This window comes from Nocardia sp. CDC160 (assembly GCF_035818795.1).
Lineage (GTDB): Bacteria > Actinomycetota > Actinomycetes > Mycobacteriales > Mycobacteriaceae > Nocardia.
Window position 1 is genome coordinate 1,184,760 of the sequence record NZ_JAYKYT010000001.1, and the last position, 17,806, is coordinate 1,202,565.

Genomic DNA, 17,806 nt, shown 5'->3' on the forward strand with positions numbered 1-17,806 from the left:
TCTCAGGGGTAAACCCCTGAAACCCCGACAGACCCGGTACCAGCGCCGCCCCGACCCGGGGCGGCGCTGTTCGTTATCGGAGCGACGCGATGATCGAGTCCAGGTCGGAAAGCTTTGGTTCCCAGCCGAGTTCGGCGGCCGCGCGGGTGGCGTCGGCGATCAGGACCTGCGGCTCGTGCGCGGGCGGGTTGTGCACCAACGGGACTCGCTGCCCGGTGACCCGCTCCACCGCCGCCACCACATCGAGAATGCTTGTCCCCCGCGCGCTTCCGAGGTTGTAGCGCGCGAACCCACCCGGGGCGGGCAGGCGCTCGACGGCAGCCACGAAACCGGCAGCGGCATCGTCGACGTGAAGGTAGTCGCGGACCGCGGAGCCGTCGCCGTTCACGCCCAGCGGCGTCCGGCTCGTCGCCGCGGCGAGCACCCGGGGAATCAGCCGGGTCGGATCCTTGTCCGCTCCCCCGGCCAGATTCGGTAGGCGCAGGACGATCGCCCCGAGCGCACCGCTGTTCGCCTGAGCTTCGACCACGGCCTCGGCCGCCACCTTGCTGCTCGCATAGGGATGCGGCGGCGCGGCGGGCAGGTCCTCGGTCATGGGCTGCCGATCCGGCGAACCGTAGACCGCGCAGGTGGAGGAGAACACCAGACCCCGCACCCCCGCGTCGGCCATGGCCTCGAGCAGGGCGAGGGTGCCGCCGGTGTTCACCCGGAAATACCGCAGCGGCTCATCGAAGGATTCGCGGGCGCGGGTGAGTCCGGCCAGGTGGCAGACCCGATCGACGCCCTCGACGGCCCGGCGCAGACCATCGGGGTCGAGCAGATCGGCCGCGCGGGTCTCCCGTGCGCCGGGGATGGCGCCGACGCCGGGCCGGACCATGGCGATCGGCTCGTGTCCGGCCGCGGTCAGGGCGGCGACCAGGGCCCGACCCAGGTAGCCCCCGGCACCGGTGACAAGTACTCGCACGCTCCCATCCCTTCCTTCGAGGCTCATACGACCCTAGTGACTAGGCTGACGCGCGGTCCTGGACACGAATGCGAAGGCAGGGTGCGGATGAGCGAGCGGGCGAGTGGGCGGATGACGCCGCTGGCGCGGCAGGCCGGTGGGGCGATCGGCGAGGCGGTGCTCGCGGCGGTGGTCGCGGGGGTGGTGGCCGCCGTCGGGCTGAAGGCGTTCTCGACCGTGCACTGGCCCGCGTTCAACTCGTCCAATGTGACCCGGTCGCTGACCACCGTGGGGCAGGTCGTCGCGCTGGCGCTGCTGGTCGGTGCGATTGTGCTGCTGCGCCTGCACAAGTGGGGATGGCTGGCGAAACTGCTGTCGTGGGGCGGGATTTCGGCGTTCGTGACGGTGACGCTGGGGATGCCGCTGGCCGCCACCAAGCTGTACCTGTTCGGCATGTCGGTGGATCAGGAGTTCCGGACGCAGTATCTGACGCGCCTGACCGACAGCGCGGCACTGCACGATATGAACTACATCGACCTGCCGCCGTTCTATCCGGCGGGCTGGTTCTGGATCGGGGGGCGATTCGCCAGCCTGACCGGGATGGCCGGGTGGGAGGCGTTCAAACCGTACGCGATCATCGGGCTGGCGGTCGCGGCGGTGGTCGCACTGGTGTTGTGGTCCAACCTGATTCGCGCCGACTGGGCGGTCGCGGTGGCCGCCGCGACGACCGCGGTGACACTGGCCTACGGTGCGCCGGAGGCCTACAGCGCGGTGCTGACCCTGCTGCTCGGCCCCGCCCTGCTGCTGGCCTGGGGTGCGCTGCACCGGCCCGCCGAGGCCACCGGGAGCAAGACCGAAGCCGGGAGCGACGAGGAATCGACGGCCGGAGGCTGGGGCGCGGTGCTGGGGGCCGGACTGTTCCTGGGTCTCGCCGCCACCTTCTACAGCCTGTATTTCGGTGTCGCGGTGTTCGCGGTGTGCCTGATGGCGGTGATCGCGGCGGGTCTCGCGATCCGCGCGGAGCGCACCTGGCGGTCGATCCTGCCGATCCTGGTGCGACTCATCGGAATCGGCGCGATCGCCGGTCTGCTCGCGTTGACGGTGTGGACCCCGTTCCTGCTGAAGTTCGTGTCCGGCAAGGCGTCCCTGGGCTCGGGTTCGGCCTTCCACTACCTGCCGGAGTCGGGTTCGCGACTGCCGCTGCCCATGACCGAGTTCAACCTGCTCGGTGTCTTCTGCCTGGCCGGAACGATCTGGCTGGTGCTGCGGGCCGGGAGTTCGCGGCGCGCGCAGGCATTGGGTATCGGAGTCGTCGCGATCTATCTGTGGTGTCTGCTGTCGATGCTGGCGACGGCCGCGGGCACGACGCTGCTGGCCTTTCGGCTCGAGTCCCCGCTGATCGCCCTGCTCGCCGCGGCGGGTGTGTTCGGCTTCGCCGAGGGCGCGCGGGCGATCTATCAGGCGCTCAACGAGCCGGGCCGGTTCCGGATCGCCGCGGCGGCGGTCGCGCTCGCGGGGGCGATCGGGTTCAGTCAGGGGATTCCGAACGTGTTGGCGGCCGAGATCAATACCGCCTATACCGATACCGACGGCAATGGCGAGCGCGCCGACAAGCGGGCACCCTCGGCGGTGTCGTATTACCGCGATATCGACGCGAAACTGCTGGAGCAGACCGGGCGGCCGCGGGATGCGAGCGTGGTGCTGACCACGGACACCAGCTTCCTGGCCATCTACCCGTACTACGGATTCCAGGCGCTCACTTCGCATTACGCCAACCCGCTGGCCGATTTCGCGGCGCGCACGGCCGAGATCCAGCGCTGGAGCACGCTGACGACGCCGCAGGAGTTGACCGACGCGCTGAACCACTGCCGCTGGCGGGCTCCGGACGCCTTCCTGTTCCGGCGCTCCGGTGATGATTACTCGCTGCGCCTGTCGCAGGACGTGTATCCCAATGACCCGAATGTGAAGCGGTTCACAGTGACCTTCCCCAAGTCCCTGTTCGATGACGCGCACTACCGGATCACCGATATCGGCCCGTTTACGCTCGTGGTGCGTGTCTAAACCAAGGAACGAGACAAGCATCACTTATCCCCAAAAAGCGGTCCGATTCTGTGGATAGATCCTCGTTTCTGTGGATAACTTCGCGACTTGCCAGTGCAATCTCAGGCGAACCCGGTAGCGTGGGCCGCTAATTGCAAGGCATCAAGGAGTTAGCGCGTGGCACAGGGGCGGGTTTCCGACCGGGGGGTTGAAGACGGTGCGGCGGTAGCGGTTCTCGACCGCCCCGCCCCGAAAACGGCTCCTCCCAAGGTAAGTCGACCGCAGCGGGTCGCCCGGCGCATTCGCCTGGCCCGCACCGATCTTCTCGTCGCCACCGGATATCTGGCGCTCGCGGTGCTGGTGCTGTCGGGGCAGTGGCTGCACACCGATCGCGGCTATCTGATCAAGAGCGGCCAGGACCAGACCATGTGGGAGTGGTTCTTCGCCGTCACCGCGCACAATGTGGCGCATCTCGAGAACCCGCTGGGCTCGCTGCTGCAGAACTATCCCGACGGCGTGAACATGATGGCCAATACGGCCATGTTCGGCGTGGGCGTGCCGCTGACTCCCGTCACGCTGCTGTTCGGTCCGACGGTCACCTTCGTCCTGGTGCTCACCCTGGGCCTGTTCGGCACCGCCTTCGCCTGGTACTGGCTGTTCTCGCGCGAGGTGGTGGCGTCCAGACTCGCCGCGTCCGTGGGCGGTCTGTTCTGCGGGTTCGCGCCCGCCATGATCTCGCACGCCAACGCGCACCCGAATTTCGTTGTGCTGGCGCTGCTTCCGCTGATCGCGCTGCAGCTCATCCGCATGGCCCGGCGCGCGGACTCCGCCAAGCACGTCCGCAAGGCGCGACGCAATCGCGACGCGGTGGTGCTGGGCCTGCTGGTGGCATTGCAGATCGCGCTCGGCGAGGAGCCGCTGCTGATCTTCGCGCTCTCCTTCGGCCTGTTCGCCGTCGTCTACCACCTGCACACGCCGCGCACCGGCCTGCACGCCCTGCGCGCGATCACCCCGACCGTGCTGCTCGCGGCGCTGATCACGGTGGCGCTCACCGAGATTCCGCTGTGGTGGCAGTTCTTCGGCCCGCAGTCCTACCGGTCCATCGACCACGGGACCATGCAGAACGATCTCAAGGCGCTGTTCCAGTTCCCGTCCGAATCGCTGGGCGGGTTGGTCGCGCACGGTCAGAACGTGGCCATCAATCCCACCGAGGAGAACTCGTATTTCGGCTGGCCGCTGTGGATCGTGGTCGCGGTGGCGACCGTGCTCATGTGGCGCGAGCGGGTGGTGCGCGCCGCGGCGGTGGTGATCGTGGTGTTCTCGGTGATGTCGCTGGGTTCGACGCTCATGATCGGCAAGCACGACACCGGAATCAGCCTGCCGTGGAAGCACTTCGAGAACGTGGCGCTGCTGGATACGGTGCTGGAGTCGCGATTCACCATGGCCGCGATTCCGGCCATCGCCCTCATTCTGGTCCTGGCCACCCAGCGCGCCCTGGACTACTGGAAGGTGGCGGCGACCGATTGGCGGCCGCTGGCCCTGTTCGCCGCGCTGGCCTTCGCCCTGCTGCCGCTCACCCCGACCATCCTGCCGGTGGTGCAGCGTCCGGCCACCCCGGAGTTCTTCACCGACGGCACCGTGCGCCAATACGTTTCGCACGGCTCGGTGGTGGTGGTCCCGCCGCCGACCCCGCCGGATGCCCGCGCGCTGCGCTGGCAGGTCGACTCCGGCTTCGAATTCCCGCTCGCCGGAGGCTATTTCGTCGGTCCGACCGGTGCCTCCAAGAAGGGCCGCTACGGTCCCGACGATCGGCCCACGGCCAGCCTGCTCATGAAGGCGCAGCGGACCAACACGGTTCCGACGGTGGACGACGCCGCCCGCGCCCAGGCGCTGGCGGATCTGCGCTACTGGCGCGCGGACGTGCTGGTGCTGCCGCCCACCGATAACACCGATACCCTGCGACAGACCGTCGACCAGCTGCTCGGATTCCCCGCGAAACTCGTTGACGGCGTGTGGGTCTGGGATGTGCGCGGGCTGGTGTGAGACTGCGCTGGCCGGTGCGAGACTGTGCGATCAGCTCACCTTCCGATAGGTCACGAAGCCGCTGACCGACAGCGCCCGGGTGAGGACGCCATTGCTCAAGACGAGTTCGTGCGTGCCCTGCACCTGACACCCGCTGCCGCCCGAGGTGAGTGTGCCCGCGCCGAGCGTGATGTCGCCGGTGCTGGGCACCCCGAGCAGGCGATAGTCGAAGACGCAGATGACCCGGCCGCCATTGGAGATGGTCGAGGTCACCAGCGGCTGGTTCAGCTCGCCCTGGCGGATGGTCAGGCGGTAGTCGTTGGTATTGGAATCGCTGGATCCGGTCCAGTCGCCGACGAATTCGGACGGCACGCGCCCGGCTGGCGTGCTGGCGGCCGGGGTCGTCGTGGCCGCCGGGGTCGTCGGCGCGACCGTCGCGACCGTGGGCACCGCGGCGGACAGCGGCGTGTTGTTGTTCCGCCCATGGCTTTCCAGGCTCACCGTCACCCAGATGGCACTACCGCCGATGACCGTGGCCGCCAGCACCGCCAGCATGCCGGTGAGCACGGCCCGGCCGGTATCGGGTGCGGTGCGCACGGGATCCGGGGCCCGATGTCGGTGCGGCGCATCGTCTTCGACGGGTCCGGAGTACGCGCCGTAGGAAACGCCGTATACGGGTTGCGGGGGATCGGTGTAGTAATGCCCCGGTCCCAGGACCGTCGGATCGGTACGGGAGGAACGCGAGACGGTCGCGGTGGCCGGTGCGCGCCACGCCCGCAGGGCCGCATCGGTGAAATCGGCGCAGCTGGCGAATCTTTCGTCGGGATGCTTGGCCAGGGCGCGGTCGAAGACGGCGTCGAGGCCGCGCGGCAGGTCCGGGCGAATCTGGGTCACGTGCAGCGGCGGTGTGCTCGTGTGCGCGTAGATGAGACCGGCCAGATCGTTCGCCAGGTATGGCCGCGATCCCGTCAGCAGCACGAAAAGCGTGCAGGCCAGCGAGTATTGGTCGGTGCGAGGGTCGAGGAAGCGGCCCGACACCTGCTCCGGTGACGCGAAGGCGAAGGTGGCGGAGATGTCGCCGGTCTTGGTGACGTGGGTGGTCTCGTCGCGCAGGCGCGCAATGCCGAAGTCGGTCAGCAGGGCCCGCTCGGGGCGGCCGTCCTCGGCCGGGGAGAGCAGGATATTGGACGGCTTCACGTCCCGGTGCAGCACGCCCTTGCTGTGCGCGTAGTCCAGGGCCGAGGCGATGCCGTCGCCGATGCGCAGCGCCCGTTCCGGGGACAGACCCGAAAGGTGGTCCGCGGCCGGGCCGTCCACGTATTGCATGGCGATCCACAGCCGCCCGTCGTCGAGCCCGCGGTCGTAGACGCTGACGATGTTCGGGTGGTCGAAGCGGGCGGTGATATCGGCTTCCCGTTCGAAGCGCCGCCACCCTTCCGCGTCGGCGGTCACCTCGTCGCGATTGAAGACCTTGAGGGCGGCCAGGCGCGGTAGTCGGGGATGGCGTGCGGCGTAGACGGTGCCGGAGCCCCCGGCGCCGATCCAGCGTTCGATGACGTATCCGGCGATGTCCTCGCCCGGCTTCAGATCGGTCATGATCGCACACCTAGTTACTTCAGGGGAGCCCTCTCGAGCCAGTCGGTCAGGAGGCTGTTAACGGTGTGCCCGGGCCAGCGCAGCACCATGACGAAGCGGGAGCGCGGATCGCCGTCGGGAAAGCTGACCGCGGCGATGGCGCGATGGGATTCGGTATCGGTAGTGGTGGCCGGGTCGACGGTCGCGCCGGTGGTGACGGTCAGATTGCCCGCCACGTCCTCGTGGTCGACCGCGGTGGTGTGGACCGGGGTGCTGTCGAAGAACAGCTGGGCCACCGATTGCCCGGGGCGGGTATCGAAGTCGAGCACGTCGAAGTGCACCTGGCCGGAGGTGTCGTCGGCATTGCAGCGCACGCGGTGCGCGCCCTGGGCCGCCTCGCCGGGGCCGGGATCGCGGGGCTGACACAGGCCGCCCTGCCAGCCGACCGCGGTGCCGGAGGAGGCGAGCTGGCCGATGAGGCTGGGGAAGGTGCGCGCGATGGCCGCGTCCTCGCGGCCCCAGGACGACACCACCGCGTCGGCATTGGTGTACGTGATCAGGCCGCTCACATCGGTTTTGCGGCTGACCCGGCCGTCGGGCAGCAGGGTGAGGGTGGTGGGGCCGTTGGCCTTGCAGGCGTTCGCCGGTTCGCGCACCACGATCTCGGAGGTCCCGACAATGAGGCGATCGCCGTCGCCGGGCACCTCGTCGAGGGGTGCGGAGAACTCGCAGTGGAACGGACTGCCATTGGGGAGCACGCCGTCCACGCGATTGGACAGCACCGGGTCGCCGATCTTGGCCTGCTGCACCGTGAGCCGGTAATTGGTCTGCCCCTCGGTGGCCAGCCAGGTGCCGACGAACCGGTCCGGCACGAGTCCGCCGGTGGCCGGGGCGGGCGGCGAAATGCCCTGGTTCAGGGCGAAGCCGACACCCGCGGCCGTCACCGCGGCCACCGCCACCGGGATGAGGGTGCGGCGATGTAAGACGCTCTGCCACAGCGGTTTCCGCCCACGGCCGCCGGGCCGGGGCGGGAACGGCTGCGGAAGCAGGCGCGCCGGGGCGGTCAGCGCCAGGGCCGGATCGGAGTAGTAGGCCTGGGTGGCGGCGTAGGCGAAATCCGCGCAGCTGTCGAAGCGGTCCTTGGGATCCTTCGCCAGGGCCCGGTCGAACACCGCGTCCATGGCGGCGGGGAGTTCGGGATTCACCTCACTCACGCGCAGCGGGGGTTCCTGGGTGTGGGCGTGCACCCAGCCCAGCGGATTGTCCGCGCGGAAGGGGCGATGGTCGGTGAGCAGCACGAAAAGCGTGCAGGCCAGGGAGTATTGATCGGATTTGGGACCGACCGGTTTGCCGCTTACCTGCTCGGGTGATGCGAAAGCGAAAGTGGCGGAGATATTTCCGGTATGGGTGAGTTTGGTGGTCTCGTCGCGCAGCCGGGCAATGCCGAAGTCGGTGAGCAGGGCCCGCTCCGGGCGGCCGCTGTCTGGGTCGGCGATGAGGATATTGGAGGGCTTCACATCCCGGTGCAGGATGTTCTTGCCGTGCGCGTAGTCCAGCGCGGCCGCGATCTCGGTGCCGATGCGCAGCGCGCGGTCGGGCGAAACATGGTGCAGCTCGGCCGCATCCAGGCCGTCCACGAACTGCATGGAGATCCAGAACAGCTCATCGGCCACGCCGCGGTCGTAGACCTGCACGATATTGGGGTGATCGAAGTGGGCCGCGATATCGGCCTCGCGCTCGAAACGCCGCCACACGTCGTCGTCCCCCACGACATCGTCGCGTTTCAAGATCTTCAGGGCCGTAAGCCTGGGTAACCGCGGGTGCCGCGCCGCGTAGACGACGCCCGACCCCCCGGCCCCGATTCGCCGCGCGATCACATACCCGGCGATAACTTCGCCAGGTCGCAGCTCGGTCATACTTCCTCTTGTCTTTCCGGCCCGGCCCCACGCCCAGTTCGGATAACAACCATCCTGACGGACAACCGCGAATTCGGCTACAGCGCAGCCTCGCGGAGAGCTGTGGGCCGGGTCGATAGAGTCGGTGCTCGTGCGCGCAGACTCCCGAGCGTTCCACCGCATCCGCGTCGTCGCCCTGGTCTCCGGGTTACTCGGATTCCTGTTGGCGGCGATCACGCCGATCCTGCCGGTCAACCAGGATCGGCCGACACTGCATTGGCCCCAAGGGGATACGGCGAATGTCGATGCCCCTTTGGTCTCGTATGTGCCGTTGAGCCTGGACGTGAGCCTGCCGTGCCAGATGCTGCGGGAGCTGCCGACCGGCACGCTGTTCTCGACCGTGCCCGAGGCCTCGGGGCAGGCCGAGTCGAAGGGCCTGGTCGTCAAGGTCACCGATGAGCCCGACAAGGGGCGCACGGTGTCGGTGCTGGTGCGGCTGATTCCGCTGCTGTCCGCGCCGGTGTCGGAAATCGAGAGCTGCCAGGCCATCACCGTGCATTCGGAGGCCAGGGAGACCCGGGTCGAGTTCACGGGGGTGAATCGCAAAGACGGGACACCGTTCGTCGGCAAGGTCGGCGGCGACACCCGGCCGCAGGTGGTGGGCCTGTTCACCGATCTGAAGCGGGATCAGCTCGCGAACGCCTCGGCCACGGTGAACATCGACGCGCGCTTCACCTCCAGCCCGAACTGGATCAAGCGGGTGGCGACCGTGCTGGCCGTGGTGTTCACGCTGATCGCCCTGGTCGCGCTGCATCTGCTCGACACCTCCGACGGCCGCAAGCCGCGCCGGTTCCTGCCCGCGCACTGGTGGCGGGTGCGGTTCGCCGATGTGGCGGTGATCGGCACGCTGCTGGTGTGGCACATCATCGGCGCGAACACCTCCGATGACGGCTACATCCTCAATATGGCTCGGGCCTCGAAGGTTTCGGGCTACATGGCCAACTACTACCGCTGGTTCGGGGTGGCCGAGGCCCCGTTCGGCTGGCCGTACGAGGTGCTGGCGTGGATGACCCGGATCAGTGATTCCAGCCCGTGGATGCGCCTGCCCGCGCTGCTGGCCGGTATCACCTGCTGGCTCGTCATCAGCCGGGAAGTGCTGCCGCGCTTGGGTTCGCGGGTGCGGCGCGACAATGTCGCCATCTGGACCGCCGGACTGGTGTTCCTGGCCGCCTGGATGCCCTACGACAACGGCCTGCGCCCGGAACCGCTGATCGCGGCGGGCGCGCTGCTCACCTGGTGTTCGGTGGAGCGGGCCATTGCCACCGGGCGTCTGCTGCCCGCGGCGGTGGGCGTGCTGATCGCGGCGTTCTCGCTGGCCGCCGGTCCCACCGGACTGATCTGCATCGCGGCGCTCATCGCGGGCGCGCGGCCGGTGCTCATGGTGATCATCAAGCGCGCCAAGGGTGAAGGCTCCTGGCTGCTGCGCTACGGCGCGTTGCTCGCGCCGGGCGTGGCGGCCGGAACCCTGGTGCTGGTGGTGGTTTTCGCCGATCAGACCCTGGCCTCGGTCATGGAGGCGACCCGGGTGCGCACCCTGATCGGGCCGAATGTGGCCTGGTTCGACGAGCGCACACGCTGGGATTCGCTGCTCATGCTCTCCCCCGACGGCTCCCTCGCGCGCCGCTTCGGGATTCTGGCCATGCTGCTGTGCCTGATCGTGTGCGTCATGGTGATGCTGCGCAAGAACGGCCGGATCCCGGGCACCTCGCGCGGGCCGTCGGCGCGCATTCTGGGCATCATCTTCATGTCGCTGTTCCTCATGATGTTCACGCCCACCAAGTGGACCCACCACTTCGGCGTGTACGCCGGGCTCGCCGGATCGGTGGCGGCGCTGGCCGCGGTCGCGGTGGGAGTCAATGGGATTCGGTCGCCACGCAATCGGACGCTGTTCACCGCGGCGGTGTTCTTCCTGCTGGCCATCACCTTCACCGGACCCAATGGCTGGTGGTACGTGTCCAGCTACGGTGTGCCGTGGTTCGACAAGGCCCCGCTGATCGCGGGCAAGGGCTTCTCCACGCTGTTCCTCGGCCTCGCGGTGCTGTGCCTGCTCATCGCGGCCTACCAGCACTTCCGGGAGCCCTACAGCAAGCCGAAGCCGGTGCGCGGCTTCGACAAGTTCGCCAGCATGCCGCTCACCGTCGCCGCGGCCGTGCTGGTGCTGTTCGAGGTGCTGTCGCTGGCCAAGGCGGCCATCGGTCAGTACCCGGCCTACTCCATCACCGAGTCGAATCTGCGTGCGCTGCAGGGTGATTCGTGCGCGCTGGCCAACGAGGTGCTGGTGGAGACCGATACCGCCGAGTCGCTGCTGCACCCGTGGACCGGCTCGGACGCCGACGGATTGTCCGCCGAGAACGTCGGATTCACGCCCAATGGCGTGGCGTCGGACCTGACCGCCGATGCCGAGGAGACCGTCACCGGCGGGGCCAACTCGGTCAATGACAAGTCCGGCAACAAGACCTCCAAGACCACCGGCGCGGGCACCGGCGGCGGCAAGAGCGAGGAGGTCGGCATCAATGGCAGCTCGGTGGCCCTGCCGTTCGGGCTGGATCCGGCCAAGACGCCGATCGAGGGCAGTTACACCGATGGCGAGCAGCAGGTTTCGAAGCTGACCACGCAGTGGTACAACGCCGAGAAGCTGAACAGCGTCCGCAATGACCCCGCCTACAAGGTGCTGGTGGTGACGGCGGCGGGCCGCATCAAGTCCTTCAACAAGGACGGTGTCGAGACCTACGGTCAGGACCTGCTCGTCGAGTACGGCATCCGAGATGCCGCCGGAAATGTCACCAATACCGGACAGATCCGGCCCATCGATATCGGCCCGAGCCCGTCGTGGCGCAATCTGCGCGTCCCGCTGGACCAGATTCCCGCCGGTGCCAATGCCATTCGCCTGGTACTCAATGACGCCGACATCACCCCGCGCCAGTGGCTGGCCGTCACCCCGCCGCGCCTGCCCAAGCTGGAGACCCTGAATTCCCTTGTCGGAGATACGGCTCCGGTGCTGGAGGACTGGCACGTCGGCCTGGCCTTCCCGTGCCAGCGCCCCTTCGACCACCACGACGGTGTGGCCGAGGTGCCGCGGTGGCGCATTCTGCCCGACCGGGTCGGCCAGGACGCCTCCAACGCCTGGCAGGACGATATCGGCGGCGGTCCACTGGGCTGGACGGGTTTGTTGCTGAAATCCGAGACCCGGCCGTCGTATCTGAACCACGACTGGGCCCGCGATTGGGGCTCCCTCGAGCAGTTCACCCCTTATGTCCCGGATGCGAATCCGAAGCCCACACTGGACGTGACGGTCCAGACCCGCTCGGGATTGGCCAAGGATTCACCCATCAAGGCCAAGTAGTAACCGGCGAAACGCCCGCTCGAAGCATCGCTTCCAGCGGGCGTTTTGGTTGTTTCGCACTATGCGTGTCGCACCGCCGGAGTGAAGGCGGCCACTCTCAGCGACTACCTATACCATCAGCAACCGTGCCCGACGCCTCCGCAGTCCTCACGAAGCCGAATACCCCGGCTCCCGCACCCGCTTCACAGCGCGACTTCAGGATCGCGAAGCTCATCGCGACCGTCGCGGGCCTGCTCGGCGCGCTGTTCGCGCTGGCGACACCCTTCCTGCCGGTGCAGCAGACGCAGGCGGAGGTGAGCTGGCCGCAGGGCGGTTCGCTCGATCCGGTGCAGGCGGCCCTGGTGTCGCAGGTGCCGGTCGACGTGAACGTCACCATCCCGTGTTCCGCGGTCCAGCAATTGGATCCGCGCGGCGGCATTCTGCTGGCTACCGCACCGCCGCAGGGCAAGGGCGCGGACCTGGAGGCCATGTTCGTCCGGGTGTCCGGCGAGAGCGTGGACGTGCTGGACCGGAATGCCGTGGTGGCCACCGCGACCCGGGCCGAACTGAACGAATGCTCCCGCATCGTCATCACCTCCGATGACAAGCAGACCTACGCGATCTTCGAGGGCATCACCCGCACCGTCGAGAAGCCGACCGCCGACGGCGGCCGGGAACTGGTCACCGTCCCGGCCGACGGCAAACTGCTGGGCGATCTGCGCCCGCAGGTGGTGGGCGTCTTCACCGATATGAAAGGCGCGGTGCCGGAGGGCCTTTCGTTCCACATGACGGTGGACTCGCGGTTCTCCTCCACCCCGACCGTGCTCAAGCTGGTGGCGATCATCGCCGCCGTGCTGCTCACCCTGCTGGCCATGGGCGCGCTGGCGGTGCTGGACACCAGCGACGGGCGCGGGCACCGGCGCATTCTGCCCGCGCACTGGCTGAAGCCGACCTGGGCGGACGGCGGCATTATCGGCACCCTGCTGCTGTGGCACTTCGTGGGCGCCAACACCTCCGACGACGGCTACATCCTGACCATGGTTCGGGCGGCGCCGCACGCGGGCTACCTGGCCAACTACTTCCGCTGGTTCGGTGTGCCGGAAGCGCCGTTCGGCTGGTACTACTACGTCATCCAGGCCTTCGCCGAGGTCTCCACCGCCAGCCCGTGGGTGCGAATTCCCGCCCTGCTCTGCGGAATCCTGTGCTGGCTGGTGATCAGCCGCGAGGTGGTGCCGCGGCTGGGCAACGCGGTCGCCAAGTCGAACGTGGCGCTGTGGACCGGCGGCCTGGTGTTCCTGGCCTTCTGGCTGCCCTACGACAACGGCCTGCGCTCGGAGCCCATCGTGGCCCTGGGCGCGCTGCTGACCTGGGTCTCCATCGAACGGGCCATCGCCACCTCACGGTTGCTGCCCGCCGCGGTGGCGGTGCTGGTGGCGGCGTTCACGCTGGCGGCCGCGCCGACCGGCCTGATGTGTGTGGCGGCGCTGCTCGCGGGCATCCGGCCGCTGGTGCGGATCGTGGTGCGGCGGCGCAAGCAGTTCGGCGATCTGGCGCTGCTGGCGCCCATCGCGGCGGCCGGATTCCTGGTGCTGGTGGCGGTTTTCGCCGATCAGACCTTCGCCGGAATCATGGAGGCCAACCGGGTGCGGCAGGTGACCGGGCCGAATCTGGCCTGGTACGAGGACTATCTGCGCTACTACTACCTGTTCGTCGAGACCGTGGACGGCTCGCTGGCGCGCCGCTTCGCGTTCCTGCTCATGATCCTGTGCCTGATCACCACCATGCTGGTGCTGCTGCGGCGGCGGCAGGTGCCGGGCATCGCGAGCGCGCCGACCTGGCGACTCATGGGCGTGGTGTTCGGAACCATCTTCTTCATGATGTTCAACCCGACCAAGTGGACCCACCACTTCGGTTCGTACGCGGGCATCGCGGGCTCGCTGGCGGCGGTGACGGCGGTCGCGGTGTCCGCCACCGCACTTCGCTCCCGCAAGAACCGCTCGGTGTTCCTGGCCGGACTGCTGTTCACCCTGGCCGTGGCGTTCTCCGGCATCAATGGCTACTGGTACGTCTCCAGCTACGGCGTGCCGTGGTTCGACAAGCGCGTGTCGCTGCACGGCTTCCAGTCCAACACCTTCATGCTCATGCTCTTCGGGCTGGCGCTGGCCGTGGTGGCCTGGCAGTCGCTGCGTGAGGGCTACGCCAAGCCGCTGGCCAATGGGAAGACCAAGCGCGGCAGGAGGATCCGCAAGTTCGCGGCCATCCCGCTGACCGTGGTGGCCGCACTCATGGTGGCGTTCGAGGTGCTGTCGCTGGTCAAGGGCGCGGTGACGCAGTACCCGGCGTACTCGCTGGCCCGGTCGAACTTCGACGCGCTGTCCGGCAAGACCTGCGGGCTGGCCAATGACGTGCTGGTGGAGGGGAATGTCAACGGCGGCAACCTGACCCCGATCATCGACCCGGCCCACCCGCCCAAGGACGGCGACCCGCTGGCCGGGGAGAACCCGAAGGGCTTCTCCCCCAATGGTGTCGCCGACAAGCTGGACGCCGACAGCGTCGAGGTGAAGCCGGGCACCGGCAATACCTCCACCCAGACCGTCGGCCCGGCCTTCGAGAAGGGCCAGAACGCGGGCACCGGCGGCGGCAAGGGCGCGGAGGGCGTCAACGGGTCCACCGTGGCCCTGCCCTTCGGGCTCGACCCTGCCACCACCCCGGTCATGGGCAGCTACCAGGACGGCGTGCAGCAGCCCGCCGAGCTCACCTCGAGCTGGTACGAGCTGCCCGCCCGGACCGACGACACCCCGCTGATCGTGATCTCGGCGGCCGGTCGCGTCATGTCCTTCGACGACACCGGGAACATGACCTACGGCCAGGACATCTTCCTGAAGTACGGCCACCGGAATCCGGACGGCAGCGTCACCGAGCTGGGCCAGTACCGCCCGCTCGATATCGGCCCGGCCCCGTCGTGGCGCAATCTGCGCATTCCGCGCTCGGCGCTGCCCGACGATGCCGACGCGGTCCGCATCTACGCCCGCGACCCGATCCTGATCGGCGATCAGTGGCTGGCGTTCACCCCGCCCCGGGTGCCGAAGCTGGTGTCGCTCAACAGCTATCTGGGTTCCGAGCAGCCGATCCTGCTGGACTGGGCGGTGGGCCTGCAGTTCCCGTGCCAGCACCCGTTCGATCACCGCGACGGTGTGGTGGATTCCGCCCCGAAGTACCGGATCCTGCCGGACCGGCCGCTGGCCATCAGCTCCACCAATACCTGGCAGGCCGAGGAGTTCGGTGGTCCGCTGGGCTGGGCGGAAATGCTGTCGGGCTCCAAGACGGTCCCGACCTATCTGAAGGACAACTACGCCCGCGACTGGGGTTCGCTCGAGCAGTACAACCCGTACTACGCCGACCCCTCGGACCCGACGAAGTTCCCCAAGCCCGCCCAGATCGACACCCATGTGGTGACTCGCTCCGGACTGTGGTCACCGGGCAAGATGCGAGTCTTCTGACCCGGGACATGCTCTAATCGGTGGCCGCCCGCGGCCTTGCGGGCGGCCACTGTCGTTGTGGGACTTACCGATGTGAAACGGCCAGCCGGGCTAACGCTTGGCGTCTACGTGCGCCACCCATTCGTAGACGGGCAGGCTTCCTTCCGGCGTCTCCTGCCACCGTGGCGTCACTTTGAACCGCTCGTACCCGCCCCCGAATGCCACCCGCAACTCGATGCCCGGTGGTGTGATCGGAACGATCCGCTGTTCGAGGCCATCCGGCCCGCCTTCGAGTAGCGCCTTCGGTGAGGTACTCATAGCTGAAGGCTCTCACATCTGCCCCGGCCACCCGACGGATTCGGCGCAATCGGCGAGCCGCCTGAACAAACCCGGTCAGGCGAGGCCGAACTGGTTGAGCAGGGCGCTGAGCACGCCGCCGATGATCGGAATCTTGCTCGCGCTGCCGCTGCCCATCTGGCCCGCGGGGACCGAGGTGACGCTGACGCCGATGGAACCGGCGTTGGCGCTCGTCCGGTTGCCGTCGTCGCTGGCGATGATGTTGTAGCTGCCCGCGGTGGTCGGGGTCCACGCCAGGGTCGCGGAGCCCGAGGCCACCGGGGAGGCCCCGAGATAGGTGGCATTGCCGGAGGTGTCGGCGATCCAGAAGCTCACCTGGGTGCCCGCGTTCGAGCCGCCGACGAACGCGGTCAGGGTGTAGGTCGAGTTGACGTGGGCCAGCGCGGTTCCCGCGGACACGCTGGTGACCTGCGCCGACGCCGCGGGCGCGGTGGACAGCACCGCCAGCGCGGTGGCGGCGGTCACCGCGCCGCCGAGGATCGACTGCCGAATTCGACGGGTAGCCATGCTGCTTCGCTCCCAAGCTCGCATTTCAAGAATTGGAATGCGATGTTTTCACAACTAGAGCGGGAGCAGGTGGTGTTTGCGGGGATTGCGGGGAATCCGCTTGTCCCGCAGCACGTGCAGGGCCCGGCGAATCTCCAGGCGGGTGGTGGCCGGTTCGATGACCGCGTCGATATAGCCGCGCTCGGCCGCCACCCACGGGGTCGCCATGGTGGCGTTGTAGAAGTCGATCATCTGCTGGCGCATGGCCGCGCGCTGCTCCTCCGGCGCGGCCTCGAGGGTCTTGGCCCCGATCAGCGAGACCGCGCTCTCCGCGCCCATGACCGCGATGCGCGCGGTGGGCCAGGCCAGATTCACGTCCGCGCCGAGCTGTTTGGAACCCATGACCGCGTAGCCGCCGCCGTAGGACTTGCGGACCACCACCGTCACCTTGGGGACCGTCGCCTCCACGAAGGAGAAGATGAACCGGCCGCCGCGCTTGATGACGCCGATCTTCTCCTGTTCCACCCCGGGTAGGAAGCCCGGGGTGTCGACCACGAAGACCAGCGGGATCTCGAAGGCGTCGCAGAGCCGGACGAAATGCGCCGCCTTGTCGGAGGCGCGGGCATCCAGCGCGCCCGCGTAGACCATGGGCTGATTGGCCACCACGCCGACCGTGCGGCCGTCCACCCGGGCGAATCCGCAGATGATGTTCTTGCCCGCGGATTCCCCGAACTCGTGGAACGCGCCGTCGTCGAAGATCCGAATGAGGATCTCGTGCATGTCGTATCCGGCATTGTCGGCGTCGGGCACGATGGCGTTGAGTTCCAGATCCGATTCGGTGAGCTCGGGCTCCAGACCCGGATTCACGATCGGCGGCAATTCCTGGCAGCTCGAGGGCAGATAGCTCAGATAGTCGCGCACCCATTGGAACGCGGCGGCCTCGTCCTTGGCCACATGGTGGATATTGCCGTACTGGGCTTGGGAATTCGCGCCGCCGAGCTCCTCGAGACTGACGTCCTCGCCGGTGACCTCGCGAATCACCTTGGGGCCCGTCACGAACATATAGGCCTCTTCGGTGGCCACCACCACGTCGGTATTGATGGGCGCGTAGACCGCACCGCCCGCGCAGCTACCCAGGATCATGGAGATCTGGGGGACCAGGCCGGACAACGGCTCCTGACGGCGACCGAGTTCGGCGTACCAGGCCAACGAGGTCACCGCCTCCTGCACGCGCGCGCCGCCGGAGTCGTTGATACCGACCACCGGGCAGCCCACCTTGGCCGCGAATTCCATGATGCCCGCCACCTTGCGGCCGAACATCTCGCCGACCGAACCGCCGTAGACGGTCTGGTCGTGCGAGAAGACGGCCACCGGGCGGCCCTCCACGAGACCGTGGCCGGTGACCACGCCATCGCCGTAGAGGGCGTTCTTGTCGCCCGGATTGCGCACCAGCGCACCGATTTCCACGAAGGTGCCGGGATCCAGCAGCATATTGATGCGGTCGCGGGCCGAGGGAATACCCTTTCTGGCCCGCTTGGCGATTCCCGCATCACCCGCCGGTTCCCTCGCGATGTCGAGCTTGTGTCGAAGGTCGGCGAGTTTCTCGGCGGTCGTGCTCACTGGTCTC

The 17,806-nt window shown here is 68.1% G+C and carries 10 protein-coding genes; 4 read left to right on the forward strand and 6 right to left on the reverse strand.

The features are described from left to right. Positions 1-73: 73 nt before the first annotated feature. Positions 74-964 (reverse strand): NAD-dependent epimerase/dehydratase family protein, encoded by an 891-nt coding sequence (locus VMT40_RS05325; RefSeq protein ID WP_326356809.1) that lies wholly within the window; start codon positions 962-964, stop codon positions 74-76. A gap of 111 nt (positions 965-1,075) precedes the next feature. On the opposite strand from VMT40_RS05325, the gene VMT40_RS05330 reads away from it, so the two are divergent. Together VMT40_RS05330 and VMT40_RS05335 are read left to right on the forward strand one after the other, a co-directional pair. Further along, positions 1,076-3,004 carry a galactan 5-O-arabinofuranosyltransferase gene (locus VMT40_RS05330; protein ID WP_326357205.1) on the forward strand — a complete coding sequence of 643 codons (1,929 nt, stop codon included), beginning with the start codon at positions 1,076-1,078 and terminating at the stop codon, positions 3,002-3,004. A 156-nt stretch (positions 3,005-3,160) separates the two neighbouring features. Continuing rightward, positions 3,161-5,026, forward strand: coding sequence for a glycosyl transferase (locus tag VMT40_RS05335; RefSeq protein ID WP_326356810.1), 1,866 nt, complete (start codon positions 3,161-3,163; stop codon positions 5,024-5,026). A gap of 30 nt (positions 5,027-5,056) precedes the next feature. Here VMT40_RS05335 and VMT40_RS05340 read toward each other — a convergent pair whose 3' ends face one another. Together VMT40_RS05340 and VMT40_RS05345 are read right to left on the reverse strand one after the other, a co-directional pair. Further along, complete coding sequence (locus tag VMT40_RS05340) at positions 5,057-6,601, reverse strand: serine/threonine-protein kinase (protein WP_326356811.1); 1,545 nt, start codon at positions 6,599-6,601, stop codon at positions 5,057-5,059. Positions 6,602-6,615: 14 nt separating this feature from the next. After that, complete coding sequence (locus tag VMT40_RS05345) at positions 6,616-8,496, reverse strand: serine/threonine-protein kinase (protein ID WP_326356812.1); 1,881 nt, start codon at positions 8,494-8,496, stop codon at positions 6,616-6,618. Positions 8,497-8,626: 130 nt separating this feature from the next. Here VMT40_RS05345 and VMT40_RS05350 point away from each other — a divergent pair, with 130 nt between their 5' ends. Together VMT40_RS05350 and VMT40_RS05355 are read left to right on the forward strand one after the other, a co-directional pair. Next, the gene (locus VMT40_RS05350) at positions 8,627-11,878 is read left to right on the forward strand and encodes an arabinosyltransferase domain-containing protein (protein WP_326356813.1); all 3,252 of its coding nucleotides are present in this window, start codon (positions 8,627-8,629) and stop codon (positions 11,876-11,878) included. A 125-nt stretch (positions 11,879-12,003) separates the two neighbouring features. Further along, on the forward strand, positions 12,004-15,357 hold the full coding sequence (locus tag VMT40_RS05355; RefSeq protein ID WP_442789905.1) for an arabinosyltransferase domain-containing protein: 3,354 nt from the start codon (positions 12,004-12,006) through the stop codon (positions 15,355-15,357). A gap of 90 nt (positions 15,358-15,447) precedes the next feature. Here the strand turns inward: VMT40_RS05355 and VMT40_RS05360 are convergent, their stop codons facing one another. The 3 genes from VMT40_RS05360 to VMT40_RS05370 all read right to left on the reverse strand — a co-directional run bounded on the left by VMT40_RS05360 (position 15,448) and on the right by VMT40_RS05370 (position 17,799). After that, on the reverse strand, positions 15,448-15,654 hold the full coding sequence (locus tag VMT40_RS05360) for a DUF5988 family protein (RefSeq protein WP_326310224.1): 207 nt from the start codon (positions 15,652-15,654) through the stop codon (positions 15,448-15,450). Positions 15,655-15,729: 75 nt separating this feature from the next. Then, positions 15,730-16,200 carry a hypothetical protein gene (locus tag VMT40_RS05365; protein ID WP_326356814.1) on the reverse strand — a complete coding sequence of 157 codons (471 nt, stop codon included), beginning with the start codon at positions 16,198-16,200 and terminating at the stop codon, positions 15,730-15,732. Between the two features lie 54 nt (positions 16,201-16,254). Further along, complete coding sequence (locus tag VMT40_RS05370; protein WP_326356815.1) at positions 16,255-17,799, reverse strand: acyl-CoA carboxylase subunit beta; 1,545 nt, start codon at positions 17,797-17,799, stop codon at positions 16,255-16,257. Positions 17,800-17,806 lie beyond the last annotated feature (7 nt).